Raw genomic sequence first — 26,103 nt, forward strand, 5'->3', positions numbered from 1 at the left:
GGGTCACTGCGGTGATCACGTCAAATTTGTTTGATCTTCGGCGTTGGCGGGCTAATATGTCCGCCATGCGCTTTTTTGCTTTGACGTCAGCGGCGCTGCCGCTCGCCCTCACCCTCCTCACGTCCACCTTTCCGGCCATTGCGGCGGAAAAGGACGTTATCGTCGAGCAGGCGGATGTCAATTCTTCGCCGAAACAGCACCTCGACCAGCTCTTCAGTCAGCTGAAACGCGAGCGCGAACCCGACAAAGCCAGCGGTATCGCCAATGAGATCCGCATGGAATGGAACGATTCCGGCAGCGCCACCATCAATCTGCTGATGCAATGGGCCGACAAGGCGATCGAGGAAAAGCGCAATCCCGCCGCCCTCGATTTCCTTGACGAGGCGATCGCGCTGAAACCCGATTATGCCGAAAGCTGGAACCGCCGCGCGACGCTGAATTTCGTCATGGGCAATTATCGCAAGTCGATGTCCGACATCGAACGTGTGCTCGATCTCGAGCCGCGCCATTTCGGCGCGCTCTCCGGCCTGGCGGCGATCCTCAGCAATTCCGGCAACGACCAGCTGACCTTGAAGGCCTGGGAGCGTTTTCTTGATATCTATCCCGCTGAACGCACCGCGCAGGAACAGGCCAACACGCTTGCGGAAAAACTTGCCGGCAATCGCACGTGATCCTCGAGGCGTGATCTTGATCTCCGGCCAAGCCGCGCAATTTAGAACCGTAGACGGGAAAAGACGCAGCGCGTCCGCTCTCGGCAAAACAGCCGCAACTATCGCCCGTTAAAATCATGCTTGCAGAAGTTTCCGCTCTTCTCGCCCCGCTCGCCGCCGCCATCGGTTACTCCTCCTACAAGGCGCGGCAATTCGAACAGACCTATCCGAATATCGGCGAAATGACGGATGTCGGCGGTTATCGCATGAATGCCGTCCATATCGAGCGTCCCGAAAACGCCGATCTGCCGGCGCTCGTCTTCATTCACGGCGCCAGCGGCAATCTTCTCGACCAGGTCGTCGCCTTTCGCGCCGCACTCGAAGGCCGGGCGGAAATGCTCTTCGTCGATCGTCCCGGTCACGGTTATTCCGAACGCGGCGGTCCCGATAACGCTGTGCCCTCCGGTCAGGCGGATGCAATCGCCAAGCTGATGGAAAAACGCGGCATCGAAAAGGCGGTTATCGTCGGCCATTCCTTCGGCGGCGCGGTCACCGCCGCCTTCGGCCTGCGCCATCCCGATAAGACGGCGGGCCTGCTCTTCCTGGCACCCGCCACCCACCCCTGGCCGGGCGGCATCGACTGGTATTACCACGTGGCAACCGTACCGGTCCTCGGCTGGCTCTTCAACCACGCGATCGTCGTGCCGCTTGGGCTGAGCCGGCTGGAGCGCGGCACGCTGAACGTCTTCCGCCCCAATCCGCGCCCGGCCGATTACATTAAAAAGACCGGTCCGTCGCTGGTGCTGCGACCCGACGCGTTCCACAACAACGCGGCCGATTTCAAAAAACTGCTTGCCTATGTGAAACAACAGTCGCCGCTCTATGCGCAGATCACTGCGCCGACTGTCATCATAACGGGCGACAGCGACGCGATCGTCTGGGAGCACCTGCATTCACGCGGCCTGGCCCGCGATATAACAGGCTCTGAGCTCATCACCGTTCGCGGCGTCGGCCACAAGCCGGATTATCTCGCAACCGATGTCGCCATCGCCGCCATCGAGAAGATCGCCGGCAAGCCGCGGGACCTGCAAGCAATCGCCCGCCGGGCCGAGGAGAGACTCGCCGCCGCCTCCCCCGATCGGACGGTGGCGACGGCGGCGTCGTTGGGGTCAGGCGCCCTGCACGGCGCATGACTCCTCCGGCTTTGGAACTCGTCACATAAAACCAATCCCTTGCATTGCCTGAGGCTGCCGCAGCCCCATATGCTTTCCATCATTGTCCATAGGAGGGGAAATCATGGGCCGCCTGCATATCGGGACAATCTCCGTCATAGCGGCACTGTCGCTGAGCCTGACGTCGGCCTTTGCGGCCTCGCCCGCGCCTGTCGAGGCAGAGCACGGCATGGTCGTCACCGCCCAGCATCTGGCGACCGATGTCGGCGTCGAGGTGCTGAAGAGCGGCGGCAATGCTGTCGATGCAGCCGTTGCCGTGGGTTATGCGCTGGCGGTCGTCTATCCCTCGGCCGGCAATCTCGGCGGCGGCGGCTTCATGACCATTCGCCTGAAGGACGGCACCAAGACCTTTCTCGATTTCCGCGAACGCGCCCCGCTTGCCGCGACGAAAACCATGTATCTCGATGCCAAGGGCGATATCGTGCCGCGCGCCAGTCTGGACGGTTATCTCGCCGTCGGCGTACCCGGCTCGGTTATGGGCTTCGAAACCGCACGCGAGAAATATGGGACAAAGCCGCGCCAGGATCTGATCGCGCCGGCGCTCCGCTTCGCCAGGGAAGGCTACACGCTGGAACAGGGCGATGCCGCAAGCTTCGCCGGCAGTGCCAAGCGCCTTGCCAAAGACGAGGCGGCGGCGAAGATCTTTCTGAAACCCGATGGCAAACCTTATGCATCGGGCGAAAAGCTTCAGCAGCCCGATCTTGCCGCGGTCCTGGCAGCCATATCGGAAAAAGGTCCTGATGCCTTCTACAAGGCTGCGCCCGCCGAGGAGATCGTCAAGGCAAGCCAGGCCAAGGGCGGCATCCTCGCCAAGCAAGATTTCGAGCAATACGCCGTGCGCGAGTTGAAGCCGGTCGAGTGCAATTATCGCGGCTACGACATCATCTCCTCGCCCCCGCCCTCCTCCGGCGGCGTCATCATCTGCGAGATCCTCAACGTTCTCGAAGCCTATCCGCTTTCCTACCTGGGTTACGGGTCAGCCGACACCGTGCATGTGATGGTCGAGGCCATGCGCTACGCCTATGTCGACCGCAATACTGCGCTCGGCGATCCCGATTTCGTCGAGAACCCGGTCGCAAAGCTCACCGACAAGGCCTATGCCAAGGAGATCGTCGCCAAGATCGATCCCTACAAGGCCGGCATTTCGGCGAACCTGAAGCCGCTCGGCGGCAAGGAAAGCACCGAGACGACGCATTATTCGATCATCGACGACGAGGGCAATGCCGTTGCCGTCACCTATACGCTGAACGGCTCCTTCGGCGCTGCCGTCGTGGCCCCTGGCACCGGCGTGCTGCTCAATAACGAGATGGACGACTTCACCTCCAAACCCGGCGTGCCGAACCTCTATGGCCTCGTGCAGGGCGAAGCCAATGCCATCGCACCGAAGAAGACGCCGCTCTCCTCGATGAGCCCGACGATCGTCACCAAGGACGGCAAGCCCTTCATGGTGATCGGCAGCCCCGGCGGCTCGCGCATCATCACCATCACGCTGGAAGCGATCCTCAACGTCGTCGATTTCGGCATGGATATCAGCCAGGCGGTGAACGCGCCGCGGATCCATCATCAATGGCAACCCGACAAGATCTATCTCGAACCCTATGCAATTTCGCCCGATACGGAAAAGACCCTCGCCGCCATGGGCTACAGCTTCGATGGCGGCAATGACGCGCCGCTCTGGGGCCAAGCCGCCGGCATCCTCGTCGGCGGCAAAAGTCTCGCCGCCATCGAAAAGGGCGGCGGTGCCCGGTATAATGGCGCCATGGACAGCCGCGCAGCGGAAGGCTCGGCAAGCGGCTACTGACGGCCGGCGGAGCGTGGGCGGCAATCGCAGCCTCCATTCATGTCACGGTGACAAAGTCGCCGTTCACAATCGGCTTGCCGCACCCTAAGCATGAGCGAACCCGCAAGCAGGACGATTCCCGAATGGTCAGCATCGAAATGATTGTCGCCGCCCGCGCCCGTCTGCGCGGTCACGTCAGGCGCACGCCGCTTCTCTCCTCTCCCTTCCTCAACGAGATCGCCGGCAGGCGCCTTTTCGTGAAGGCCGAATGCCTGCAGCATTCCGGCTCGTTCAAGTTTCGCGGCGGCTGGTCAGCCGTCTCCGGCCTCGATCCGGCGGTACGCTCGAAGGGTGTCATCGCCTTCTCCTCCGGCAACCATGCCCAGGGTGTCGCGCTTGCCGCCAAGCTGCACAATGTCCCCTGCGTCATCATCATGCCGAGCGACGCACCGAAGCTGAAGATCGCCAACACCCGCGCCTTCGGCGCCGACGTCGTCCTCTACGACCGTGTCAACGAGGATCGCGACGCGATCGGCGCCAAGCTGTCGGCCGAGCGCGGCCTGACGCTGATCAAGCCCTTCGACGAACCGCTTGTCATCGCCGGCCAGGGCACGACCGGCCTCGAAATCTCCGAGCAGGCGGAAGAGGAAGGCGTGACATCAGCCGAAGTCCTCGTGCCCTGCGGCGGCGGCGGATTGACCTCCGGCATCGCACTTGCGCTCGAAGCCAGCGCTCCCGGCTTTCGCGTCCGCCCCTGCGAGCCCAAGGATTTCGACGACACCGCCCGCTCGCTCGCCTCCGGCAGGATCGAACGCAACGCGTCGATATCCGGCTCGCTCTGCGATGCGATCCTGACGCCACAGCCCGGCAATATTACCTTCCCGATCCTCAGGCGCCTCGCCGGCGCCGGCATCGTCGTTACCGACGAGGAGGCGCTGCGCGCCATGGCGCTCGCTTTCGTCAGGCTGAAGATCGTCGTCGAGCCCGGCGGCGCGGTGGCACTCGCCGCCGCCCTCTTCCACGGCGAGGCGCTGGAAAGCGACACGATCGTCGCCGTCACATCGGGCGGCAACGTCGATGCCGATATCTTCGCCATGGCACTCGAACGCTTCGGCTGAGGACATCGTCAGGCAGCCAAGGCAGCCCGCCGCCCGGGGGACGCCCGATAACAAATGCAAGTCGTGAGGCATCCGGCTCTTTCGAGCCGAATGCCTCATCAGCTGTCAGATGGAGTGAAGCGCCCGGCGGATTGCCATCTCGACCGGCGAATAGGCGCCGTCCTCCCGTTCGAGCCGAAGAGGTTCGGAAGGCGCCAGGCCGGGCTGCGCCATGAAGCGCGGTTCTTTGCCGCGATGCATTTGCGCTGCATGGATAAGGAACGGGTGGCACAGATAGACCGTGCCCGCCTGCCCAGTCGCCAAGGCCAGCGGCCGGTCTTCGCCGACATGCTCGAACCTGAGATGCGCCATACCCGCCTCACCCGCCGGCGCCAAAAGGCGCGCGATATCCTTGTGCGAGCCGATACGGATGCGGGTCGGCGCATCCTCCTCTCTGACATCCGAAAACAGGAAAAGCATCAGCAGCGCCCGCCCGCGCGAGGTGATATTCACCCGCCAGGCGGAAAAGTCGCGTTGCTCGTTCGGATCGGATGCCACACCGGGAAAGCTCAGATCGACATGCCAGCCGGCATCGCCGGGATCGTCCGGATGGGGAAATCGCACCGGGAAACTTCCAAGCCCGCTGCGTGGCTCCCAGCGCCCTTTGCCGACAAGCTGGTCGAACGCCGAATGCAATACCGGTGTGTTGACGGCTTTCTCGAACGGTCCTCCGCCATAGCCGGCAAGCCGCACGACGGGCTGCGTCCACGTTCTTGGCTCATCCGCATCGAAGGGTATATCGCGCCACATGATGGCACGAGCTTCCTCCGCCAATTCGCGGGGAAAAGCCTCGTCGATCCGGATAAGGCCATCCTCGATGAATTGCTCGATCTGCGCAGCGCTCAGCGCCGGCGGGTAAACATTTGATGTCATGAAATATCTCTCTATCGCCAAACCTGCAGGCTCTTTCCTTGGCCAGATGCAGGGTGGTTACACCAACGGCAACGCGCCAGCCGCGAAGGCTGGTAAGCGACCGCATCTTCCGATGCCCGAAGGCAGAGCTTTAAAGGCTCAAGAAGAAGGCCGTGGCGATATTGAGAATGATCATTTTCATAACAAGCCAAAGCTATAGCCCCGCGACCGCAGGGTCAATGCGAAGATGTCAGGCCGTCCCGCTGAGCGCGCCATGCACCGACTGCAGCACGAGCTCGGCAAGCCGGGCCGCAGCCGGCTGCGGTTCGGCTTCGGCGCGATGCAGGACCAGACCGAGCTTTGGCAAATCAGGCAGGCCGATCGTCTCCGGCGCCAGCGGCCGGACCTTTGCCGGCAGGCCGATTGGTGTGCGGATGGTGATGCCGAGACCCGCCGCCGCCGCTGCCCAGAGGCCGCCGAGGCTGGGGCTGACGAAGGCGAGCCGCCAGGAAATGCCGGCCGCGTCAAGCGCCCGGGTCGCCGCGCTGCGCATCAGACACGGCGCCTCCAGCGAGGCGAGCGGCATCGGCTCGCCGCTTGCCGCATGCCAGCCAGGCGATCCCTCGGCAGGTCCGATCCAGCGCATCGGCACCTCGCCGATCCGCTCGCAATGCGCCGTCAGCGCGCCGTCGCTCCAGGCAAGCGCCAGATCGAGCTTGCCTGAGGTGACGCGCTCGAGCAGTTCGACATTGCGCACCACCCGTGCCTCGATCCGGACCTTCGGATGCGCCCGCGCGAAGCGGCCGAGCACCTCCGGCAACAGGGTCTCGCCGAAATCCTCCTGCAGGCCAAGCCGCACCCAGCCTTCCAGCTCGATGCTATGCACGGCCGCAGCCGCCTCGTCGTTCAACTCCAGCAGCCGCCTGGCATAACCGAGCATCGTCTCGCCGGCATCGGTGAGCGCCAGCCCGCGTCCCGCTTTGCGGAAGATCGGCGTACCCGCCTGCTCCTCCAGCTTCTTCAGCTGCGCGCTGACCGCCGAGGTGGAGCGTCCGAGCTTTCCGGCCGCCTTGGCGAAATTGCCGAGCTCCATGCCGGTCGAAAAGGTTCGGAGCACATCGAGATCGAAGATCGTTCGCCGCATCGTACAGTACCAATTTTCAGGATCATTTGTTCAGAATATTCTGATTTTCAGCATCATCGTGCCGTGCGATGGTACCGCTGTCAAGGCTGATGACGGCCTGAACCATGGAGATCCTGATGCCCTTCGTTCGCATTTCCCTTCGCAAAGGCAAATCGCCGGACTATCTCGCTGCACTCGCCGACACCATCCAGCGCGCCTTGGTCGAGACCTTCGACGTGCCCGAAAACGACCGCTTCCAGGCCATCCATCAGCATGACGAAAACGAGCTGATCTTCGACCGCAGCTATCTCGCCGATCCGCGCTCCAACGATTTCGTCTATATCTCGATCACCATCGGTCGTCCCCGCACGGCCGAGATGAAGGCGACGCTCTATCGGCGGCTGGCCGATCTGCTCAGCCAATCACCGGGTCTCCGGCCCGAGGACGTGATGGTCGTCATCAGCACCAGCGCCCCTGATGATTGGTCCTTCGGCAACGGCATCGCCCAAATGACAGACCCCGACTGGCGGCTGCGGGTGGCAGGAGGTCAAAGATGAGCGCTTCGAACCCGAAGGCGATGACCGTCAGGCGCCCCGGAAAGGCGGTCCGCTCGCCGGAGGGTGTCGCAACCGCGCCTTTCTGGGTCGAGATGCTGCTCGAAGGCGGCGCCGACGGCGAAAACACTGCCATGCGCGCCACACTCGAACCCGGCACCATCACCCGCTGGCATACGCACCCTCGAGGCCAGTTGCTCTACGTGCTTTCGGGGCATGGACTGGCGCAGAGCGAGGGTGGTCCCGTCGAGGGACTGCGCGCCGGCGATGCCGTCTGGTTTGCGCCCGGCGAGCGCCATTGGCACGGTGCCGCAGACGACAGCCCCTTCGGCTATCTCAGCATTCAGGCGACGGAAAACGGCAGCATCGTCGAATGGCTGCAGCCGGTGGAGGCACGACCATGATCGCCATGCAATACGGCTTCACCCTGCCCGCCGATTACGACATGTCGATCATCGACCACCGAATCCGCGACAAAGGTCCGCTGCTCGACGGCTTTCCCAATCTCAGCTTCAAGGCCTATCTCAGCGCCCGCAGAGGCGAATTCGCCAGCCGTGAAAACCTCTACGCACCCTTCTATCTCTGGCAAAAGCCGGAAGGGGCGAGCGACTTCCTCTGCGCCCCCGCTTTCCAAACGCTCGCCGGCGCCTTCGGCTGGCCGCAGGTAAAAACCTGGATCGTCTGGCGGGCGGAAATCTCGCCCGATATCGCCGCAGCCAGGTTTGCCACCCGCGAGATCCTGCAAATCGAGCCTTACGCACCGCTTGCCGATATTCGCAGCGCCGAAAGCGCTGAGGCTGAAGCCGAGGTTGCGACAGGCCGCGCCCTTGCCTCCCTCTGCGGTTTTGAGCCCACGACATGGACACAGGTACGCTTCAGGCTATGGCGAGAGCTCCCCGAGAGCGGCAAGCACATGCTGGCCTATCGCGTCGGTCACCTATCCCTGGCTCGAACCTGAACTCAAACGGTGGCCCGGCGGTAGAGGGCGAGCGAGCCGGCCAGCGCCAGCAGCGCACCGCCGCAGGCGCGCTCCAGCCAGAGGGCGCCCGAGGTTTTCAGGAAACGCACCGCCTGCGAGCCGAAGAAGGCGTAGCCGAACATGATGAGGAAATCGAGCGCGGCAAAGGTGAGCGCCAGCAACGCATATTGCGTTGCCTGCGGCAGGGCCGGATCGATGAACTGCGGCAGAAAGGCCGAGAAGAACAGATAGCCCTTCGGATTGGTCGCCGCGACCATGAAGCTCTTCAGTCCGATCGAGACGGGCGACGCCGCCCCCGCAGGCGCCCCAGGCTTCAGCGCCGCATCGATCGTGCCCTTCGAGCGCAGCAGCATGATGCCGAGAAAGGCGAGATAGGCGGCACCTGCCCATTTCAGCATCGAGAACCAGAATTCCGATGCCGCCAGCAAGGCGCCGAGCCCGATCGCGACGGCGCCGATCAGCACGAAATCGGAAAGCACCGCGCCGATCATGCCGGCAATTGCCCGGCGCAGGCCATGCCGCGAACCGTTGGTCAGCGCCAGCAGCACCGTAGGCCCCGGTGTGGCGATGCCGACGAAGGAAACGGCTGCGAAAGCCAGAAGCGTGACGATATCCATGATGATCCTCCGAACCCAGGGATCGAAACTTGCATGCACCGCAGCCCTTGGCAATGCCGCCCCGTCAAAGAAAAAGCCCGCCACCTCCTGTGAACTGAACCCGGAAAGTTGGATATCAACCTTCGGGGGTTCAGTTCACTGAGGCGGCGGGCTTCGAACGGATACGATCGGATCAGATGCCGCTCTGGCCGTCAGAGCCGATATAGGCGATGCGGATCATGTTGGTGGCACCGGGCGTGCCGAGCGGCACGCCCGCCGAGATGATGATGCGGTCGCCCGGCTTGCCGAAGCCCTCGTCCGCGACGATGCGGCAGGCGCGGTTGACCATGTCGTCGAGATCGGTCGCGTCATGGGTGACGACGCAGTGCAGGCCCCAGACGACGGCAAGGCGGCGTGCCGTCTTGATGATCGGCGACAGCGCCAGGATCGGCACCTGCGGACGCTCACGCGAGGCGCGAAGGCCTGTCGTGCCCGACGACGTGTAACAGACGATCGCCGACAGCTTCAGCGTTTCGGCAATCTGGCGGGCGGCCAGCGAGATCGCATCGGCACCGGTCGCTTCCGGCTGGGCGCGCTGGGCATAGATGATGCCGGGATAATGCGGCTCGCGCTCGATGGCGGTGGCAATCGACGCCATGGTCGAGACGGCTTCGACGGGATAGTCGCCCGAGGCCGATTCGGCCGAGAGCATGACGGCATCCGCACCTTCGAAGACGGCGGTTGCGACGTCGGAGACTTCGGCGCGCGTCGGCACCGGCGCCGAGATCATCGATTCCAGCATCTGCGTGGCGACGACCACCGGCTTGCCCGAACGGCGGCAGGCGCGGATCAGCTGCTTCTGGATGCCGGGAACCGATTCAAGTGGCATTTCGACGCCGAGATCGCCGCGGGCGACCATCAATGCATCGGAAAGCTCGATGATTTCCTCGATACGCTCGAGCGCCTGCGGCTTTTCGATCTTCGACATCAGGCCGACACGGCCGCGGGCGATCTTGCGCACTTCGGCAAGGTCGTCGGGACGCTGGACGAAGGACAGCGCCACCCAGTCGACATCGTCGGTGGCAAGCACGGCGTCGAGATCGGCGCGGTCCTTGTCGGTCAGCGCGCCGACGCCGAGCAGCGTGTCGGGAAGGCTGACGCCCTTGCGGTCGGAGATGCGGGTGCCCGAAATAACGGTGCAAACGATGCTCTTGCCGTCGCATTTTTCTGCGCGCAGCGCCAGCTTGCCGTCGTCGATCAGCAGGCGGTGGCCGGGCTGCACCGATTCCAGGATCTCGGGATGTGGCAGATAGACGCGGTTCTGATCGCCGAGCGCTTCGTTGTTGTCGAGCGTGAAGGTCTGGCCGGGCCTCAGGTCGACCTTGCTGTCGACGAATTTGCCGACACGCAGTTTCGGTCCCTGCAGATCGGCGAGAATGCCGATCGGCCGGCCGGAGCGGGCTTCGACCGAGCGGATACGCTGGATCAGCGTGCGCATCACGTCGTGGCTCGCATGGCTCATATTGATGCGGAAGACATCGGCACCGGCCTGGTGCAGCTTCTCGATCATCGATTCCTCGGCGGAGGCTGGCCCGAGGGTGGCGAGGATTTTAATTTTGCGATTACGCTTCATCAATTCTGGCTTTCTTGCGTCCCTGGGGTGTCGGAGAGTTGGACCATCCAGCTGCCCTGGCGGCCCGTGTCATATTCCTTGAATCCCATCTTCTGGTAACCGCGGGCATAACAATCCTGCACGCCCGTGATCTTGAACTCGTTTTCCGCCACGCACATCTGCACGTCACCCGTCCAACGTCCTCCCCGGGCGGCGTCCTCTGCGTAGAGGTAATAATAACGCGATTGCAATTCTCCCTCGATCAAGGTGGCGCAGGTCGTTGCCGGCACCTGCCACCAGCCTTCCGTCATCCAGCCATCCTTGGCCCGATAGCCGATCGCGACGCCGACGAGATTTTGCGTTCCGTTGCAGACGCGAAAATCGGCGCGTGCGGCATCTGCGATAAAAAACGGCATGACAGCTGCAAGAGCGAACAGAGCGAGACGGACCAGCGGTCCGGACCGCGTGAGGAAACTTGGCGCGGCTTGGATCAACACGGCTCCCAAATAGCTCCACGGTTATTCGTATCCGTGTCTTCTTGCGCCGCCGTCAAGCGAAAGTCAACGCAATGCTAATCGATTATATTTCCTTTCCCAAACCGCCCGTCGGGGGTCCGGCTCAGCCTCTGTCCGACTGCGGCGCTTGAACGTGGCGCAGACGCATGCGATCACTGCGCCCGGCTGTGCAATGACGATCGGTAATTCCTGATGGACGACTTCCAATCCTTCGAAATTCTATCCGGCAAACATGACAAAGGCATGGTGATCCTCGCAGATCACGCGATGAACCGCCTTCCCGCGCGCTATGGCCGGCTCGGCCTGCCGGAGGCGGCCTTCGCCCGTCACATCGCCTATGACATCGGCATCGAGGGTCTGACGCGGCAGCTCTCGGCGAGCCTCGGTGTACCCGCGGTGCTCGGCGGCTTCTCCCGCCTGCTGATCGACCCGAACCGCGGCGAGGACGATCCGACGCTGATCATGAAAATATCGGACGGCGCGATCATACCAGGCAATCATCCGATCACGCCGCAGGAGTGGAACGACCGCATCGAAATCTTCCACCGACCCTATCATCATGCCGTCGCCGCGACGATCGACAGGGTGGCGAACGCCACCGGCCGGGCGCCGCTGGTGCTGTCGCTGCATTCCTTCACGCCGGCCTGGAAGGGCGTTCCCCGCCCCTGGCACGCCGCCGTGCTCTGGGACAGCGATCACCGCGCCGTCGGCCCGCTGCTCGACCTGCTGCGCGCCGATCCCGATCTCATCGTCGGCGACAACGAACCCTATGACGGCGCGCTGAAGGGCGATACCATGTACCGCCACTGCATGATGACAGGCATCCCGCATACGCTGCTCGAGGTGCGCCAGGATCTGATCGCAGACGAGGGCGGCATCTCAGCATGGGCCGAACGCCTGGCGCCGATCTTTGCGGCGATGAATGCCGATCCGACCTTGCACGAATACGACGTCCATCTCTCGCGCACGGGTCCTTATTGAAGGATTGGCCCCGATTGGTAGAAAGGAGAGCGAGATGAGCACGCTCAGCAAGAAACAGCAGACCGAATTCGAGGCCGCCGCCTTCCGCCGCCTCCTCGCACATCTTCGGGACCGCAGCGACGTTCAGAATATCGACCTGATGAACCTGGCCGGCTTTTGCCGCAACTGCCTGTCGAACTGGTATCGCGAAGCCGCCGAGGCCGAAGGTGTCCCGATGACCAGGGACGAATCGCGCCAGATGGTCTACGGCATGCCTTATGAGGATTGGAAGAATCTTCACCAGAACGAAGCCTCGCCTGTGCAAAAGGCTGCTTTTGAACTGAACAACCCACACAAATAGCTTAGGCAGCCGACAACGGGCTTGACCGTGACGCCGCTTCGCGGCAGTCACGTGCCTTCAAAATTGATCATCCCCAACCAGGAGAACACGATGTCTGATGCTCATGGCGTCGCCCGCGACCAGCTTCGCGCTTTCATCGAGCGCATTGAACGGCTGGAAGAAGAAAAGAAGACCATCGCCGACGACATCAAGGACGTCTATGGCGAAGCCAAGGGAATGGGCTTCGATACCAAGATCCTGAAGAAGGTCGTGGCGCTGCGCAAGAAGGACGAGCAGGAGCGCATGGAAGAGGAAGCCATCCTCGACACCTACCTGCACGCACTCGGCATGATCGAATCGCCGCCGGAAGGCTGATCCGCTACATCGCCGATATCGATAAAGCCGTCGGACCTTCCGGCGGCTTTTCTTTCTCAGGCTGATCCGCCGTTAAGCCGTCCGATCAGGTCCAATTGCATCACGATATCAGTCTGCGGGTCCTCGCCAACCATGAATGTCGTGCTGCCTATCGCAGCAAATCCGACCCGCTTGTAGAATGCCAAGGCTCGACTATTCCGTTCGAACACCGTCAGCTTCAAGTGTGTAACGCCACGCTGCCCGGCCTCGCCGACAACGGGGTCGAGAAGATCGCCAGCCAATCCGCGTCCCCTCCACCTGGCATCGACGTAAATTCGATTGAGAAGAGCAGAGCGTCCATCGGCTGAGCGCACGACGACATACGCATATCCAATGATCAGATCATCGGCCATCGCGACAAAAACGGCGGCTGAAGGATCGTCGATCTCGACCGCCTGGCGTTCCGTGCTGAAATGCTCGTCGATATAGGATTCGAGATCGGATGCTGCTGTGTCGTCGCTGTAGGTATCGCGGAATAGTCGTACCGCGAAGTTGGACAAGGCTTCAGCGTCAGATCGGTGCGCACGTCCAATCACCGACGCGGCTGGCAAAGCACGCTCTGTCACGACACTCTCTCCCTTCGATCCTCGAGCGGATAGAGCGTGCAGAATGCTTCAGGAGGATAGTTTCGGCAAGGACAATGGCCGCAATGTGCCTCCCCGAGTGGGCCGGGCGCGTTGCGTCGATGGAATCCACAATTGGCTAGTGGCTGCAGATCGCATCGGCAGCTTCCGATACTTCGATGTTCCGCAGGCTCAGTTCGTGTTGAACTTGCGCACTTCCATGAAGTTCACAGCCGTGCCGCTGAAGCGGGCAGGATCGACCGAAGCGGTCTTGACGTTGAAGCCCTCGGCATAGACGGCGGTCGGCTGGGCGCGCATAGTCTGGCTGACGAAACGCGGCGCCTTGACCTGCTTGGAGGCCATTTCGAGGCGGGCATTGGTCAGTGCCCATTGCGAGATCATCTTTTCCGTCAGCTTCGGCTCGGTACGAACCGTGGTGCGGCCGGCATCGGCTGCGGCGGCTTCCTTCTGAGTCGGGCGACGGCCCTTGGCAGGAAGTGCCTGGGTCACGGCGCTTTCGGCGGCCGGTTCGTCGAAGCCGTCGCCAAAGCTTGCTGATTTGGTCATCGGCGCCAAGGCTGCGAGTTCGAGCGGCGGCTTTGCGGCAGGTGGCTTTTGCGTCATCGCAGCATTGATCGCCTGCTCCACCGTCATCTCAGGCGCCTTCGACGCGATCTGACTTTCCCCCTCGTTCCGCTGCTGCTCGAGCGCATCGGCGACGGCGGGAGACAGGGCATCCTGATCGGCTTCGTCGGCCTCGGCTTCCGGATCGGCATCGGCCGCGGCAAGAAGGTTCTCGGCAACGGCAGGGCGTTCGATCGGCGTCGGAACCGGCAGACCGTTATCGCCCGTCAGCGACGCAACCTCGGCGTCGCCAGGCGCGCGGCGCGGGCCGAGAAGCGAGGGAACCGGAATGCTATAGGCGCTGAGATCGGCAAACTGCTGCGGCTGGGCCTGGTCGGCAGGAAGGGCCGCTGCAAGAGCCTGCTGCGCGGCGTTACCCGAAGGCGGCGCGATGAGCGCACTCGCCACGTCGCTGCCGGCAGGCTGGTTGCTGAATGCCGGGCGAACCTGGGGCACCGGCGCGTTCAGATCGGCGACTTCGGTCTGCTGCGGCTCGGCAGGCGCCGGCTCGGCCTTCGGCGGCGTCGCCTTGGCGACGGCAACGGGCGTCGAATCGTCCGAATCGTCTTCCTGCTCGTCCGCTCCGCCGCCAAACAGCGCAGCAAACAGCGTCTTGTGTTTCGGCGCCGATTCGGAAGCGCTGGCGATCTCGATCTGCGTGCCGCTGACGCGGCGCTTATAGTCGGCCATCGCCTGCTGATAGCCCGGCAGCGGCTTGCCGTCAGCCGGAATATGAATGGTGTTGCCGTTCGGGAAAAGCCGGACCAGCTCGTCGCGGCTCATGCGCGGCCAGGCGCGAACGCCGCCGACATCCATATGCACGAAGGGCGAACCCGATTTCGGATAGAAGCCGACGCCGCCGACCTGCATCTTCATGCCGATCCCACGCAATGTCGCGAGCTTGACGTCCGGAATGAAGAAGTCCATTGCCTTGCCGAGCATATGCTGGCTCTTTTCGGCGACGCCCGAATTGCGCGAACGGCCGCGCAGCATCTCGTTGGTACCCGGCGAACGGAAACCGCAGACGACGTTGATATAATCCCTCGAACCGCTCTGACGATAGACTTCCCAGATCAGGTCGAACAGCCGCGGATCCATCTTCGTCGGCTGGTTCTTGCGCCAGTCGCGCAGGAAGCGGTTCAGTTGCTCCAAACCCTTGGGGTCGAACTTGCCGTTGCGCTTGTAGGTGATGACGGCCTTTTCGCCGGTATGGATGAAATAGAGCTTGAGGCTGCGGGTGTCGCCCGCTGCTTCAGAAGGGGTACTGACGAATACCGGTGAGGAAACCGCGAGCGCAAGAAGGGCGGCCGCTGCCGTCCTTGCTGCCTTTCCGCAGATGTCGGCGCACAAACGCCAGCTCAAGCGCCAAGGCTTGTAATTCCCATTCAGATTCGGCAACTCGATCCCCGTCAGACAGACAATGTCCCGTACTGTCTCAGATGACTGTCAAATGCGGTCACACGATGGCAAAAATGCCACACATGATCAACCTTTTCTTTACATAGTGAACGAGCCACTAACAAGTGGTTTATGATCAGTAACAAATCGTGGTTGCCTTAGTCTTAACAAAAAGCCCTTAAGCCGCATCTTTCTGGGGATTATCGGGGTCTATGCCGTAATCTTTGAGCTTGCGATAAAGTGTGGATCGGCCGATGCCAAGTTTGCGCGCCACTTGACTCATTTGCCCGCGATAGAATTTGAGCGCGAATCGGATGAGTTCCTCCTCGACATCGGCAAGCTTGCGCACGTCGCCGGCGGGATTGACGCTGGCGATGGCGTTTTCGGAAGTTTCGGACAGACGGTGGTGCACCTCTCCCGAGATCGACGCCCTGAACTCCTCACCATAGCTGTCGTCGGGATCGAGGCCGGTATTGTCGGCAACCAGCGCCAGGTGATCCACGACTTCGTATTCCGGAAGCTGGGCGGCGATCTGCGGGAAATCCCCCTCGGTCAGCTCCGGCCCTTCGGCCAGAACGACCGCGCGGAAGATCGCGTTTTCGAGCTGGCGGATATTACCCGGCCAGTCATAGGCAGTCAGCAGCGCCAGCGCGCCTGAATTCACCGTCATGCGGCGGCCGTTCTTCTGCTCGCTGGAGAAGCGGTCTGCAAAGACCCGCACCAGATGCGGAATGTCCTCCTTGCGCTTGCGCAACGCCGGAATGGTGATTGGGAAGACGTTGAGGCGATAATAGAGATCCTCGCGGAAATGGCCGTTCTTGACCTCCTCGATCAGATCCTTGTTGGTCGCCGAGATCAGCCGGACATTGACCTTATGCGCAGTGCGCGCGCCGACGGTCTCGATCTCGCCCTGCTGCACGGCGCGCAACAGCTTCACCTGCACCTCGAGCGGCAGGTCGCCGATCTCATCGAGGAAGATGGTGCCGCCGTCGGCTTCCATGAATTTGCCGATATGGCGCTCGGTCGCGCCGGTAAACGCGCCCTTCTCGTGGCCGAAGAGGATGCTCTCGACGAGATTGTGCGGGATCGCCCCGCAATTGACCGTGACGAAGGGTTTGTTCGAACGGTCGCCGCCGGACTGGATGGCACGCGCCACCAGCTCCTTGCCGACGCCGGATTCACCTTCGAGCACGACCGGAATGTTGGATTGCGCCGCCCGCTGGGCGAGATCGATGACGCGGAGCATCGCCGGGCTTGCCGATACGATGTCGTCGAAGCCGACCGAGCCCGAGCGCGACCGGCGTCCGGCCCGCGCCTTCACCTCGCGCTGGTCGAGCTTCATCGCGTTCGAGATCGAGGTGGCGATGCGTTCGGGCGAGACCGGCTTGACGACGAAATCGAAGGCGCCGGCGCGCATTGCCTGCACCACGGTCTCGATGCCGCCTTGGCCCGTCTGCACGATGACGGGGATCTGGGTGCCGAATTCGTGAAGCGCGTCGAGGAATTCGAGGCCGGTCATCTCCGGCATCATCAGGTCGAGCACGATGACGTTGAAAAGGCCGCTGTCGCGCTTGACCATTTCCAGACCGATACGGCCGTTTTCCGCCTGGTGCACGACATGGCCGTGACGCTCGATTGCGTTCTTGAGCAGGCGGCGCTGCACCGGGTCGTCCTCGACCACGAGGATTTGCCCTACTCCCTTGAGCTCATTGTAACCGGTCATTGTCGCCTCACTTCATGCGAAACCATGAAGCGCACTCTGACAGCAAGGCTTGAACATCCAGTTTTGAGAAACAATTGCATTTTAACGATTGGAACGGGTCATTTTCGTGCCGAACCGACGCCTTTCTTGCGCCGAAAGGCCCTTGATGCCGGGCCTTCTCGCGCTTATTCAAGCAGACCTGTTATGAAAGTGGAGAGGAATTGCCCCATGAAAATCGAGCTCCCGCACGCCCGCCTTCTTTTGTCGGCAGCAGCGCCAGCCGGGCCCTCCGATCCGGCGCTCGGCGATCTGCCGGTCTGGAAGCTGCAGGATCTTTATCCCTCCGCCACTTCGACCGCCTTCGTCGCCGACATGGAAAAGGCCGGCAAGGCGGCGATCGCCTTTGAAGAAAAATGGAAGGGCAAACTCGCCGAGGCGGCGACGAAAACCGGCGACGAAGGCATCGGCGCCGCGCTGAAGGAATATGAGGCGCTGGACGATATCATGGGCCGCCTCGGCTCCTTTGCCGGCCTCACCTATTTCTCCGACACCACCGATCCGGCCAATGGCAAGCTCTACGGCGACGTGCAGACCAAGATCACCGAATTTTCCGGCCACCTCTTGTTCTTCGCGCTCGAACTCAACCGCATCGACGACGCGGTGATCGATGCCAGCATGGCCAAAGACCCCGTCGCCGGCCACTACCGTCCCTGGCTGGTCGATCTGCGGAAAGACAAGCCCTACCAGCTCGACGACCGGCTGGAACAGCTCTTCCTCGAAAAGTCGATGACATCGGCGGCCGCCTTCAACCGCCTCTTCGACGAAACCATGGCGGAACTGCGCTATGAAATCGATGGCGAAAAAGTGCCGCTCGAGGTGGCACTGAACATGCTGCAGGAGAAGGATCCCGAAGTGCGCCGCAAGGCGGCCATGGCGCTAGCGGCAACCTTCAAGGCGAATATCCGCATCTTCACGCTGATCACCAATACGCTTGCCAAGGACAAGGATATCTCCGACCGCTGGCGCGGCTTCGAGGATATCGCCGACTCCAGGCATCTCGCAAACCGCGTCGAGCGCGAGGTCGTCGATGCGCTGGCTGCGGCCGTGCGTGAAGCCTATCCCCGCCTTTCGCACCGCTATTACAAGATGAAGGCGAAATGGCTCGGCATGGAACAGATGAATTTCTGGGACCGCAACGCCCCCCTTCCGGAAACCTCCAGCGCCGTTATTCCCTGGCCCGAGGCGAAGGATACGGTGCTTTCGGCCTATGGCAATTTCGCCCCCGAGATGGCTGATATCGCCCGGCGCTTCTTCGACGAGCAGTGGATCGACGCCCCGGTCCGCCCCGGCAAGGCGCCCGGCGCCTTCGCCCATCCGACGGTTCCCTCGGCCCACCCCTATGTGCTCGTCAATTACATGGGCAAGCCGCGCGACGTTATGACGCTTGCCCATGAACTCGGCCATGGCGTGCACCAGGTTCTCGCCGGCGCGCAAGGGGCGCTGATGTGCCAGACGCCGCTGACGCTTGCCGAGACCGCGTCGGTCTTCGGCGAAATGCTGACCTTCCGCGCGCTTCTGGAAAAGACCGGCGACAAGCGCGAGCGCAAGGCGATGCTCGCCCAGAAGGTCGAGGACATGATCAACACGGTGGTGCGCCAGATCGCCTTCTACGAATTCGAGCGCAAGCTGCACACCGCCCGCAAGGCTGGTGAACTCACCGCCGACGACATCGGCGAACTCTGGCTCTCCGTCCAATCCGAAAGCCTGGGGCCGGCGATCAGCATTTCTGAAGGCTACGAGACCTATTGGGCCTATATCCCCCATTTCATCCACTCGCCCTTTTATGTCTACGCCTATGCCTTCGGCGATTGCCTGGTGAATTCGCTCTACGCCGTCTACCAGAAGGCCGAGAAGGGTTTTCAGGAGAAGTATTTCGAACTGCTGAAGGCCGGCGGCACCAAGCATCACTCGGAGCTGTTGAAGCCTTTCGGCCTCGACGCCACCGATCCGTCGTTCTGGAGCCAGGGCCTGTCGATGATCGAAGGGCTGATCGACGAATTGGAGGCTTTGGATAAGGTCTGAGAGAGGCGAGTCCCTTCTCCCCTCGGGGAGAAGGTGCCGGTAGGCGGATGAGGGAGCCACACGGCAGAACCTCTCCTTCGCATACGTTCAGGACGTCGCTTCGCTCCAACCCTGCCCTTCGGGCATCTTCTCCCCGAGGGGAGAAGATGGAAAATATCTGACGCTCCCAATCGCATCTGAGCAATGAGGAGCAGAACAAACCGAAAGCGTTGCGTGGCCGATCAACCCTATATTCTCTTCCACGACGACACATCAGGCCAGGTGATGCTTTTCGCCGAACCGGCCGAGATCATCGTCGCGCGAACGCGCGCCGAGTTCTTTGCCGGCCTTGTCAGGATGGAAGAGGCCAAGGCCGAGGGCAAATGGCTTGCCGGCTATATCGCCTACGAGGCCGGATATCTCTTCGAGGAGAAACTCGCCTCCTTCACCCCTGAGGACCGCGAAACCCCGCTGCTCTGCTTCGGCGTCTTCCACGCGCCACAGGCAGATACACACCCGCTCGCCCAACCGAAACAGCGCCTCGAAAACGAAGAATTTCTCACCGTCCCCAAGGCGGCCTGGGATTTCCCCTTATATAAAGAGCGTTTCGACCGTCTTCACGAGCACCTGCGGCTCGGCGATGCCTATCAGGCGAACCTTACCATGCCGGTCGAGGCCCGCTGGAATGGCGATCCCCTTGCCGCCTTCTGGTCGCTGATCGAGCGCCAGCCGGTCAAATACGGCGCTCTGATCGATCTCGGCGGTCCGCTCATCCTGTCGCGTTCACCCGAACTGTTCTTCCGCACCGACGAAGAGGGCTGGATCGAGACCCATCCGATGAAGGGCACGGCGAAACGCGGCGCCACCGCCACTGAGGATGCCGAAATCGTCGAGGCCATGCGCCGCGATATCAAGACGCAGGCCGAAAACCGCATGATCGTCGATCTGCTGCGCAACGATATCTCCCGCATTACGGAGGTCGGCACGCTCGACGTGCCGAAGCTCTTCGACATCGAGACCTATCCGACCGTCCACCAGATGGTCAGCCATGTGCAGGCCAGGCTCATCCCTGGTCTTTCGATCCGCGACATCTTTTCCGCCCTCTTTCCCTGCGGCTCGATCACCGGCGCGCCGAAAATCCGCGCGATGGAAATCCTCCACGCGCTGGAAGATGGACCGCGCGACGCCTATTGCGGCGCGATCGGCATGATTTCGCCGAGCGGCGCCATGCGGTTTTCCGTCGCCATCCGCACCATCACGCTTTTTGACGGCGGCCGGGCCGTCTTCAATGTCGGCGGCGGAATCGTCTTCGATTCCACCGCCGAGGCCGAATATGAGGAATGCCTGCTCAAGGCCCGCTTCGCCGTCGGCGATCAATGGATCGCGCGATGAACGATTTTTCGCTGATCGAGACGCTGCGCTGGCAGCCCGGCGACGGCTTTATCCGCCTGCGGCTGCATCTCGCCCGGCTTTCCCGCTCCGCCCGCCGCCTTGGCTTCCCGCAGCCGATCGATGCCGTGGCAAGGCTTGACGAAGCCGTTGCAGGCGCCACCGGTCCGCTGCGCGTCCGCCTGACCTTCGACGCCCAAGGCCGCATCGAGGTGACGAGCGCCGCCTTCGTTCCGCTGCCGCCCGACACCATCTGGACCGTCCGTCTCGCCGAGACCCGTCTGAACTCCGCCGACAGGCTGGTGCGCTACAAGACCACGCGCCGTGCCGCCTACGAGGCCGCGCGCGCCGAATACACCCCTGCCGAGGCCGATGAAGTCATCCTCTTCAACGAGCGCGGCGAAATCTGCGAGGGCACCATCACCTCGATCTTCTTCGATGATGGCAAGGGCATGCTGCGCACCCCGCCCATTTCTTGCGGCCTGCTCGCCGGCGTGCTGCGCACCGAACTCATCTGCGCGCGCAAGGCCCGCGTCGGCCGCCTCAGCCTTGCCGATCTCGACGCCGGCACGCTTTACCTCGGCAACTCGCTGCGCGGCCTGATCCGCGCCAATCTCATCAGGAACTGATCATGTTCATCCTCTCCCTCACCTACCGCAAATCCAACGAGGAAGCCGACAAACACATGGAGCCGCACATGGCCTGGGTGAAGGAAGGTTACGCCAAGGGCTGGTTCCTCGCCTCCGGCCGCAAGGTGCCGCGCACCGGCGGCGCGATCCTCGCAATCGGCGACCGCGCCGCGATCGAAGCCTATGTCGCCGCCGATCCTTTCACCCTCCACGGCGTCGCCGCATACGACATCATCGAACTTGCCGTGACGACGACGGTCGAAGGACTGGAAATCCTCAAACGCTGATTTGGCAGGAGTCGACCAGACGATCTCGTTGACCTCTCACCCGCCCGATATTTGAGCTTTCCCCCTCAACACTCTTTATTGTGACGCGGTTTTATGGTTAGAGCCGGTCACCTCGCAATTTCTGCGGCAATTTCAAAAGAATTCTTCGGGCTGAACGCCTTCGTCCCCTTCCACAGGAGAAAAGAATGACGGAACAGAACTATCCGGTATATGCCGAAATTACCGGTCCGATCGTGATGATCGGCTTTGGCTCCATCGGTCGCGGCACCCTGCCCCTGATCGAGCGCCACTTCAAATTCGACAAGAGCCGGATGGTCGTCATCGACCCGCGCGAAGAGCCCTCGGACATGGAGATCCTGAAGAAGCACGGCGTCCGCCACATCAAGGAATATGTCACCAAGGACAATTACAAGGAGCTGCTGAAGCCGCTCTTGACGGAAGGCAAAGGCCAGGGTTTCTGCGTCAACCTCTCGGTCGACACCTCCTCGCTCGACCTGATCAAGCTCTGCCGCAAGCATGACGTGCTCTATGTCGACACCGTCGTCGAACCCTGGCTCGGCTTCTATTTCGACAAGGGCATGAGCAATGCCGACCGCACCAACTATGCGCTGCGCGAAACGGTGCGCAAGGAAAAGGCGAAGAACCCGGGCGGCGCCACCGCCGTCTCCACCTGCGGCGCCAATCCGGGCATGGTCTCCTGGTTCGTCAAGCAGGCGCTCGTCAACCTCGCCAACGACACCGGCCTGAAGTTCGACGAACCGGACCAGCACGATCGCGAAGGCTGGGCCAAGCTGATGAAGAAGCTCGGCGTCAAGGGCGTCCACATCGCCGAGCGCGACACCCAGCGCACCAAGCACCCGAAGCCGCTCAACGTCTTCTGGAACACCTGGTCGGTCGAAGGCTTCATCTCCGAGGGCATGCAGCCGGCCGAACTCGGCTGGGGCACGCATGAAGAGTGGATGCCGAAGAACGCCAAGAAGCACAAGAAGGGGAACAAGGCGGCCATCTATCTGGAGCAGCCGGGCGCCAATACCCGCGTGCGCACCTGGTGCCCGACGCCCGGCCCGCAATACGGCTTCCTCGTCACCCACAACGAGTCGATCTCGATCGCCGACTACTTCACGGTTCGCGACAAGGACGGCGAAGTGACCTTCCGCCCGACCTGCCACTATGCCTACCATCCGGCCAACGACGCGGTGCTCTCGCTGCATGAAATGTTCGGCAATGGCGGCACGCCGCAGCCGGTCCACCACGTTCTCGACGAGGACGAACTGGAGGACGGCATCGACGAACTCGGCGTCCTGCTCTACGGCCATGAGAAGAACGCCTACTGGTACGGCTCGCGCCTGTCGCTCGAAGAAACGCGCCGCATCGCGCCCTATCAGAACGCCACCGGCCTGCAGGTCACTTCAGCCGTTCTCGCCGGCATGGTCTGGGCGCTGGAAAACCCAACTGCCGGCATCGTCGAAGCCGACGAGATCGATTACAAGCGCTGCCTCGAAGTGCAGATGCCCTATCTCGGCCCGGTCGAAGGCCATTACACCGATTGGACTCCGCTCGACGGCCGTCCTGGCCTCTTCCCAGAGGACATCGACACCAAAGATCCTTGGCAGTTCAGGAACATTCTCGTTCGCTGAGATCGCTCGCGCGAGTTTGAAGATGCCCGCCGCAAGGCGGGCATTTTTGTAACGCCGGCTGTCTAAATGCCGCCCGGCACCCCGCCAAGGCTTGCCTTCGCGGCGGGCGCGCGCCATGTTTTGCCCGAACTTGGCGGCTGTCCGCCACGCCGAATCGCCGGGAGAAGCCTTATGAAAATCAGAACTGGTCTCGTTCTTGTCGGTGCCGCCGCCGCGCTTGCCGCCTGCGTTTCGCCAGAGCCGCGCAGCCTGCCGGTTGCAACAGCACCGGCCGCCACCGGCGTCGAAGGCAACTGGAGCGATCCGAACGGTATCGTTTCAACCTTCCAGGGCGGTAGTTTCACCACCCGCACGACCGACAGCAACCAGCTTCTTGCCTCGGGCACCTATATCAATACCTCGCCGACCTTGGTCGAGATCAACATGACCTCTCTGGTGCGCAAGACCCAGTCCAAGGTCAATTGCGCCCTCGTCAACCCGAGCCAGCTCAACTGCACCTCCGATTCCGGCGCACAATTCACGCTTTCCCGCCGAGGCTGACAGGAGCGGATGAGGTGATAGGCTTGCGGGGATGAACACCATGCGGGCCTTCGCCGGCTATCTCGTCCTGTTGCTTGCAATGCCGCTTGCGGCCCTGGCGGTCGTTTTGCCGGCTAACGTCTATCGGGCCCAGAGCATTGCCGCTCCCGATTGCGACGGGCCGCTGCAAGTCCTGATCTTTGCCCTGCCGGCAGTCCTGATCTATAGCGCAGGCGCGTTTCTCGTCTATCGGACCGGCCGGCGCTTTCGCCGCACCCTGTCCCTTGTTTGCCTGATCATCGCGCTCGCCACGGTTCCGAATATCGCAGAGGCGGTGCACGAACTCTACCGAAACGCCACCGACGGCGAATGCCTGGGATAGTCACCCGGCCTTTTTTACCCCGCCCCCTTGGAAAGCGCCCGTCCTGGCCCAGCTTTCTCTTGCGGTCGTCCATCGACTGATGGAACATCCGCAGGCCGGGAAACGCCCCGGCGGACTAAGGAAGCGATTGGCGAGGATCAGGGGGATCTCTCGCCTCAATCAGGAGAACAGGGATGACGAAGTCTTTCAGCTTCGGTCTTTTGACCGCGTCCATGCTGGCGCTGAGCGCGGGCGCCGCTTTTGCGGATTACGAACTCAATATTCTTCATATCAACGATTTCCATTCGCGCATCGAATCGATCAACAAGTTCGACTCCACCTGCTCGGCCGAGGAAGAAGGCAAGAAGGAATGCTTCGGCGGCGCTGCCCGCCTGAAGACCGCGGTCGACCAGCGCCGTCAGGCGCTTTCCGGCAAGAATGTCCTCCTGCTGAATGCCGGCGACAATTTTCAGGGATCGCTCTTCTACACCACCTATAAGGGCGCGGCCGAAGCCGAATTCCTCAACCTGATGAAATTCGACGCCATGACCGTCGGCAACCATGAATTCGACGACAGCGAGGACGGGCTTGCGACCTTCCTCGACAAGGTGCAGTTCCCTGTCGTTACCGCAAACGTCAAGGCGACAGCCGCCTCCAAGCTCGGCGACCGCATCAAGCCGTCGCTGGTGCTCGATGTCGCCGGCCAGAAGATCGGCATCGTCGGCGCCGTCACCAATGATACGGCAGAACTTTCCTCCCCCGGCCCGAATGTCACGATATCAGATGACGTCCAGGCCATTACGGCAGCCGTTCAGGATCTGAAGGGCCAGGGCGTCAACAAGATCATCGCTCTGACCCATGTCGGTTATCCCCGCGACCTCGCTTTGATCGCCAAGATCCCGGATGTCGATGTCGTGGTCGGCGGCCACTCCCATAGCCTGCTCTCCAATACCGACCCGAAGGCCGAAGGCCCCTATCCGACGATGGTTGACAATCCCGGTGGCTACAAGGTGCCGGTCGTCCAGGCCGCCTCCTACAGCAAGTATCTCGGCGATCTCGTCGTCAATTTCGACGATAGCGGCGTCGTCAAGGATGCCAAGGGCGATCCGATCCTGATCGATTCCAGCTTTACGCCCGATCCGGCAGTCGTGGCCCGCATCGCGGAACTCGCCAAACCGATCGAAGAGCTGCGCAAGAAGGTCATCGGCTCCTCCGACGCCCCGATCGACGGCGACCGCAAGGTCTGCCGCGTCAAGGAATGCTCGATGGGCAATCTGGTGGCCGATGCCATGCTCGACCGCACCAGGAACCAGGGCGTTGCCATCGCTTTCCAGAACGGCGGCGGCCTGCGCGCCTCGATCGACGGCGGTGAAGTCACCCAGGGCGAAGTCATCACCGTCCTGCCCTTCCAGAATACGCTCGCCACATTCGAGGCCACCGGCGCAGATGTCGTCAAGGCGCTCGAAAACGGCGTCAGCCAGATCGATCAGGGCGCCGGCCGCTTCCCGCAAGTCGCCGGCCTGAAATTCGCCTTCGATCAGTCCAAGCCTGTCGGCAGCCGCGTCAGCGATGTCCAGGTGAAGGAGGGCGACACCTTCGCTCCGATCGACCAGGCCAAGACTTACAAAGTCGCCACCAACAACTTCATGCGGGCCGGCGGCGACGGCTATTCGATCTTCAAGGAAGGCAAGAACGCCTATGATTTCGGTCCGGATCTTGCCGACGTAACCGCCGAATATCTGGCCGCCCACTCACCCTATAAGCCCTATACCGACGGCCGCGTCACCGAAAATGGCGCGGCTGTGGCGCAGGCGCCGGCTGCCGAACCGGCAGCGCCGGCAGCCCCTGCACCAACCGCCGAACCCGCACCCTCCCCTGCGGCACCCGCACCAGCCACCGAGCCTGCCCCGGCAGCACCGGCGCCGGCAGCCTCCGCACCTGTCGCAACGACGCCTTCCACCCACGTCATCGCCGCCGGTGATACCTTCTGGGATCTTGCCGTGACCTTCTATGGCGACGGCACGCTGTGGCGGAAGCTTTCGGAGGCCAACGGCAGTCCGAACCCGCGTCACCTGACGGTCGGCAAAGAGATCGAGGTTCCCGCCAAGTAAGACGATTTGTCCCGATTTCCATCGCCGGCCCGGGCTTTCCCGGGCCGGCTTTTCTTTC

At 62.3% G+C, this 26,103-nt stretch carries 27 protein-coding genes; 19 read left to right on the forward strand and 8 right to left on the reverse strand.

Features of this window, described 5'->3' with window-relative positions:
• Positions 1–56 precede the first annotated feature (56 nt).
• The 4 genes from BBJ66_RS26040 (at position 57) to BBJ66_RS26055 (ending at position 4,780) form a co-directional block, all read left to right on the forward strand.
• Positions 57–671 (forward strand): hypothetical protein, encoded by a 615-nt coding sequence (locus tag BBJ66_RS26040; RefSeq protein WP_071090857.1) that lies wholly within the window; start codon positions 57–59, stop codon positions 669–671.
• Between the two features lie 116 nt (positions 672–787).
• Complete coding sequence (locus tag BBJ66_RS26045) at positions 788–1,843, forward strand: alpha/beta hydrolase (protein WP_071090860.1); 1,056 nt, start codon at positions 788–790, stop codon at positions 1,841–1,843.
• Between the two features lie 103 nt (positions 1,844–1,946).
• Positions 1,947–3,683, forward strand: coding sequence for a gamma-glutamyltransferase (gene ggt / locus BBJ66_RS26050; protein ID WP_071090863.1), 1,737 nt, complete (start codon positions 1,947–1,949; stop codon positions 3,681–3,683).
• A gap of 122 nt (positions 3,684–3,805) precedes the next feature.
• Positions 3,806–4,780 (forward strand): threonine ammonia-lyase, encoded by a 975-nt coding sequence (locus tag BBJ66_RS26055; protein WP_049734673.1) that lies wholly within the window; start codon positions 3,806–3,808, stop codon positions 4,778–4,780.
• Between the two features lie 105 nt (positions 4,781–4,885).
• Here BBJ66_RS26055 and BBJ66_RS26060 read toward each other — a convergent pair whose 3' ends face one another.
• Positions 4,886–5,692 carry a phytanoyl-CoA dioxygenase family protein gene (locus BBJ66_RS26060; protein ID WP_071090866.1) on the reverse strand — a complete coding sequence of 269 codons (807 nt, stop codon included), beginning with the start codon at positions 5,690–5,692 and terminating at the stop codon, positions 4,886–4,888.
• On the opposite strand from BBJ66_RS26060, the gene BBJ66_RS34650 reads away from it, so the two are divergent.
• A complete protein-coding gene (locus tag BBJ66_RS34650; RefSeq protein ID WP_128146138.1) occupies positions 5,691–5,891 on the forward strand; it encodes a hypothetical protein in 201 nt (66 codons plus the stop codon). The genes BBJ66_RS26060 and BBJ66_RS34650 overlap by 2 nt on opposite strands.
• 30 nt (positions 5,892–5,921) lie before the next feature.
• Here the strand turns inward: BBJ66_RS34650 and BBJ66_RS26065 are convergent, their stop codons facing one another.
• The gene (locus BBJ66_RS26065; protein ID WP_071090869.1) at positions 5,922–6,815 is read right to left on the reverse strand and encodes a LysR substrate-binding domain-containing protein; all 894 of its coding nucleotides are present in this window, start codon (positions 6,813–6,815) and stop codon (positions 5,922–5,924) included.
• Between the two features lie 116 nt (positions 6,816–6,931).
• Here BBJ66_RS26065 and BBJ66_RS26070 point away from each other — a divergent pair, with 116 nt between their 5' ends.
• Genes BBJ66_RS26070 through BBJ66_RS26080 form a run of 3 tightly spaced genes read left to right on the forward strand, consistent with a single transcriptional unit; the run spans position 6,932 to position 8,306 of the window.
• Positions 6,932–7,351, forward strand: coding sequence for a tautomerase family protein (locus tag BBJ66_RS26070; protein WP_071091208.1), 420 nt, complete (start codon positions 6,932–6,934; stop codon positions 7,349–7,351).
• Complete coding sequence (locus BBJ66_RS26075) at positions 7,348–7,752, forward strand: cupin domain-containing protein (protein ID WP_071090872.1); 405 nt, start codon at positions 7,348–7,350, stop codon at positions 7,750–7,752. The genes BBJ66_RS26070 and BBJ66_RS26075 overlap by 4 nt, the downstream gene beginning before the upstream one ends.
• The gene (locus BBJ66_RS26080; protein WP_049734677.1) at positions 7,749–8,306 is read left to right on the forward strand and encodes a DUF4865 family protein; all 558 of its coding nucleotides are present in this window, start codon (positions 7,749–7,751) and stop codon (positions 8,304–8,306) included. The genes BBJ66_RS26075 and BBJ66_RS26080 overlap by 4 nt, the downstream gene beginning before the upstream one ends.
• Before the next feature lie 2 nt (positions 8,307–8,308).
• On the opposite strand, the gene BBJ66_RS26085 is transcribed toward BBJ66_RS26080, so the two are convergent.
• The 3 genes from BBJ66_RS26085 to BBJ66_RS26095 all read right to left on the reverse strand — a co-directional run bounded on the left by BBJ66_RS26085 (position 8,309) and on the right by BBJ66_RS26095 (position 11,041).
• Entirely contained in the window at positions 8,309–8,944 is a 636-nt protein-coding gene (locus tag BBJ66_RS26085) for a LysE family translocator (RefSeq protein ID WP_049734678.1), read from the reverse strand.
• A gap of 172 nt (positions 8,945–9,116) precedes the next feature.
• Entirely contained in the window at positions 9,117–10,556 is a 1,440-nt protein-coding gene (pyk, locus tag BBJ66_RS26090; RefSeq protein ID WP_049734679.1) for a pyruvate kinase, read from the reverse strand.
• On the reverse strand, positions 10,556–11,041 hold the full coding sequence (locus BBJ66_RS26095) for a DUF1036 domain-containing protein (protein WP_088937611.1): 486 nt from the start codon (positions 11,039–11,041) through the stop codon (positions 10,556–10,558). Before BBJ66_RS26095 ends, pyk begins: the two co-directional genes overlap by 1 nt.
• 201 nt (positions 11,042–11,242) lie before the next feature.
• On the opposite strand from BBJ66_RS26095, the gene BBJ66_RS26100 reads away from it, so the two are divergent.
• The 3 genes from BBJ66_RS26100 (at position 11,243) to BBJ66_RS26110 (ending at position 12,725) form a co-directional block, all read left to right on the forward strand.
• Entirely contained in the window at positions 11,243–12,031 is a 789-nt protein-coding gene (locus BBJ66_RS26100) for an N-formylglutamate amidohydrolase (RefSeq protein WP_071090875.1), read from the forward strand.
• 34 nt (positions 12,032–12,065) lie between these two features.
• Positions 12,066–12,371, forward strand: a complete 306-nt coding sequence (locus BBJ66_RS26105; RefSeq protein ID WP_071090878.1) for a DUF1244 domain-containing protein — start codon at positions 12,066–12,068, stop codon at positions 12,369–12,371.
• A gap of 90 nt (positions 12,372–12,461) precedes the next feature.
• Positions 12,462–12,725 (forward strand): DUF2312 domain-containing protein, encoded by a 264-nt coding sequence (locus BBJ66_RS26110; RefSeq protein ID WP_003585771.1) that lies wholly within the window; start codon positions 12,462–12,464, stop codon positions 12,723–12,725.
• Positions 12,726–12,781: 56 nt separating this feature from the next.
• On the opposite strand, the gene BBJ66_RS26115 is transcribed toward BBJ66_RS26110, so the two are convergent.
• The 3 genes from BBJ66_RS26115 to BBJ66_RS26125 all read right to left on the reverse strand — a co-directional run bounded on the left by BBJ66_RS26115 (position 12,782) and on the right by BBJ66_RS26125 (position 17,072).
• Positions 12,782–13,330, reverse strand: a complete 549-nt coding sequence (locus tag BBJ66_RS26115) for a GNAT family N-acetyltransferase (RefSeq protein WP_244511748.1) — start codon at positions 13,328–13,330, stop codon at positions 12,782–12,784.
• A gap of 189 nt (positions 13,331–13,519) precedes the next feature.
• Positions 13,520–15,349, reverse strand: coding sequence for a DUF882 domain-containing protein (locus BBJ66_RS26120; RefSeq protein ID WP_049734683.1), 1,830 nt, complete (start codon positions 15,347–15,349; stop codon positions 13,520–13,522).
• A 178-nt stretch (positions 15,350–15,527) separates the two neighbouring features.
• Positions 15,528–17,072 carry a sigma-54-dependent transcriptional regulator gene (locus tag BBJ66_RS26125; protein WP_049734684.1) on the reverse strand — a complete coding sequence of 515 codons (1,545 nt, stop codon included), beginning with the start codon at positions 17,070–17,072 and terminating at the stop codon, positions 15,528–15,530.
• Between the two features lie 207 nt (positions 17,073–17,279).
• Here BBJ66_RS26125 and BBJ66_RS26130 point away from each other — a divergent pair, with 207 nt between their 5' ends.
• The 8 genes from BBJ66_RS26130 to BBJ66_RS26165 all read left to right on the forward strand — a co-directional run bounded on the left by BBJ66_RS26130 (position 17,280) and on the right by BBJ66_RS26165 (position 26,045).
• Positions 17,280–19,133 carry a M3 family oligoendopeptidase gene (locus BBJ66_RS26130; protein WP_071090881.1) on the forward strand — a complete coding sequence of 618 codons (1,854 nt, stop codon included), beginning with the start codon at positions 17,280–17,282 and terminating at the stop codon, positions 19,131–19,133.
• Between the two features lie 183 nt (positions 19,134–19,316).
• A complete protein-coding gene (locus BBJ66_RS26135) occupies positions 19,317–20,504 on the forward strand; it encodes an aminodeoxychorismate synthase component I (RefSeq protein WP_071090885.1) in 1,188 nt (395 codons plus the stop codon).
• Complete coding sequence (locus tag BBJ66_RS26140) at positions 20,501–21,130, forward strand: aminotransferase class IV family protein (RefSeq protein WP_071091214.1); 630 nt, start codon at positions 20,501–20,503, stop codon at positions 21,128–21,130. The genes BBJ66_RS26135 and BBJ66_RS26140 overlap by 4 nt, the downstream gene beginning before the upstream one ends.
• Before the next feature lie 2 nt (positions 21,131–21,132).
• Complete coding sequence (locus BBJ66_RS26145) at positions 21,133–21,417, forward strand: YciI family protein (protein WP_071090888.1); 285 nt, start codon at positions 21,133–21,135, stop codon at positions 21,415–21,417.
• Positions 21,418–21,602: 185 nt separating this feature from the next.
• Positions 21,603–23,054, forward strand: coding sequence for a homospermidine synthase (locus BBJ66_RS26150; RefSeq protein WP_049734688.1), 1,452 nt, complete (start codon positions 21,603–21,605; stop codon positions 23,052–23,054).
• 171 nt (positions 23,055–23,225) lie between these two features.
• A complete protein-coding gene (gene omp10, locus BBJ66_RS26155) occupies positions 23,226–23,594 on the forward strand; it encodes an outer membrane lipoprotein Omp10 (protein WP_071090891.1) in 369 nt (122 codons plus the stop codon).
• Positions 23,595–23,634: 40 nt separating this feature from the next.
• Positions 23,635–23,955, forward strand: a complete 321-nt coding sequence (locus tag BBJ66_RS26160; RefSeq protein ID WP_071091217.1) for a hypothetical protein — start codon at positions 23,635–23,637, stop codon at positions 23,953–23,955.
• 173 nt (positions 23,956–24,128) lie between these two features.
• Complete coding sequence (locus tag BBJ66_RS26165) at positions 24,129–26,045, forward strand: bifunctional metallophosphatase/5'-nucleotidase (RefSeq protein WP_071090894.1); 1,917 nt, start codon at positions 24,129–24,131, stop codon at positions 26,043–26,045.
• Positions 26,046–26,103 lie beyond the last annotated feature (58 nt).

Source organism: Rhizobium sp. RSm-3 (assembly GCF_001854685.1).
In the GTDB taxonomy this organism is placed as follows: domain Bacteria; phylum Pseudomonadota; class Alphaproteobacteria; order Rhizobiales; family Rhizobiaceae; genus Rhizobium; species Rhizobium ecuadorense.

Bases quoted from the DNA above. Each gene is read 5' to 3' on its own strand.
- pyk (WP_049734679.1), bottom strand. From the start codon at position 10,556: ATGAAGCGTAATCGCAAAATTAAAATCCTCGCCACCCTCGGGCCAGCC.
- BBJ66_RS26045 (WP_071090860.1), top strand. From the start codon at position 788: ATGCTTGCAGAAGTTTCCGCTCTTCTCGCCCCGCTCGCCGCCGCCATC.
- BBJ66_RS26055 (WP_049734673.1), top strand. From the start codon at position 3,806: ATGGTCAGCATCGAAATGATTGTCGCCGCCCGCGCCCGTCTGCGCGGT.
- BBJ66_RS26085 (WP_049734678.1), bottom strand. From the start codon at position 8,944: ATGGATATCGTCACGCTTCTGGCTTTCGCAGCCGTTTCCTTCGTCGGC.
- ggt (WP_071090863.1), top strand. From the start codon at position 1,947: ATGGGCCGCCTGCATATCGGGACAATCTCCGTCATAGCGGCACTGTCG.
- BBJ66_RS26130 (WP_071090881.1), top strand. From the start codon at position 17,280: ATGAAAATCGAGCTCCCGCACGCCCGCCTTCTTTTGTCGGCAGCAGCG.
- BBJ66_RS26070 (WP_071091208.1), top strand. From the start codon at position 6,932: ATGCCCTTCGTTCGCATTTCCCTTCGCAAAGGCAAATCGCCGGACTAT.
- BBJ66_RS26160 (WP_071091217.1), top strand. From the start codon at position 23,635: ATGCGGGCCTTCGCCGGCTATCTCGTCCTGTTGCTTGCAATGCCGCTT.
- BBJ66_RS26145 (WP_071090888.1), top strand. From the start codon at position 21,133: ATGTTCATCCTCTCCCTCACCTACCGCAAATCCAACGAGGAAGCCGAC.
- BBJ66_RS26125 (WP_049734684.1), bottom strand. From the start codon at position 17,072: ATGACCGGTTACAATGAGCTCAAGGGAGTAGGGCAAATCCTCGTGGTC.
- BBJ66_RS26150 (WP_049734688.1), top strand. From the start codon at position 21,603: ATGACGGAACAGAACTATCCGGTATATGCCGAAATTACCGGTCCGATC.
- BBJ66_RS26165 (WP_071090894.1), top strand. From the start codon at position 24,129: ATGACGAAGTCTTTCAGCTTCGGTCTTTTGACCGCGTCCATGCTGGCG.
- omp10 (WP_071090891.1), top strand. From the start codon at position 23,226: ATGAAAATCAGAACTGGTCTCGTTCTTGTCGGTGCCGCCGCCGCGCTT.
- BBJ66_RS26060 (WP_071090866.1), bottom strand. From the start codon at position 5,692: ATGACATCAAATGTTTACCCGCCGGCGCTGAGCGCTGCGCAGATCGAG.
- BBJ66_RS26075 (WP_071090872.1), top strand. From the start codon at position 7,348: ATGAGCGCTTCGAACCCGAAGGCGATGACCGTCAGGCGCCCCGGAAAG.
- BBJ66_RS26080 (WP_049734677.1), top strand. From the start codon at position 7,749: ATGATCGCCATGCAATACGGCTTCACCCTGCCCGCCGATTACGACATG.
- BBJ66_RS26065 (WP_071090869.1), bottom strand. From the start codon at position 6,815: ATGCGGCGAACGATCTTCGATCTCGATGTGCTCCGAACCTTTTCGACC.
- BBJ66_RS26140 (WP_071091214.1), top strand. From the start codon at position 20,501: ATGAACGATTTTTCGCTGATCGAGACGCTGCGCTGGCAGCCCGGCGAC.
- BBJ66_RS26110 (WP_003585771.1), top strand. From the start codon at position 12,462: ATGTCTGATGCTCATGGCGTCGCCCGCGACCAGCTTCGCGCTTTCATC.
- BBJ66_RS34650 (WP_128146138.1), top strand. From the start codon at position 5,691: ATGAAATATCTCTCTATCGCCAAACCTGCAGGCTCTTTCCTTGGCCAG.
- BBJ66_RS26135 (WP_071090885.1), top strand. From the start codon at position 19,317: ATGAGGAGCAGAACAAACCGAAAGCGTTGCGTGGCCGATCAACCCTAT.
- BBJ66_RS26100 (WP_071090875.1), top strand. From the start codon at position 11,243: ATGGACGACTTCCAATCCTTCGAAATTCTATCCGGCAAACATGACAAA.
- BBJ66_RS26040 (WP_071090857.1), top strand. From the start codon at position 57: ATGTCCGCCATGCGCTTTTTTGCTTTGACGTCAGCGGCGCTGCCGCTC.
- BBJ66_RS26105 (WP_071090878.1), top strand. From the start codon at position 12,066: ATGAGCACGCTCAGCAAGAAACAGCAGACCGAATTCGAGGCCGCCGCC.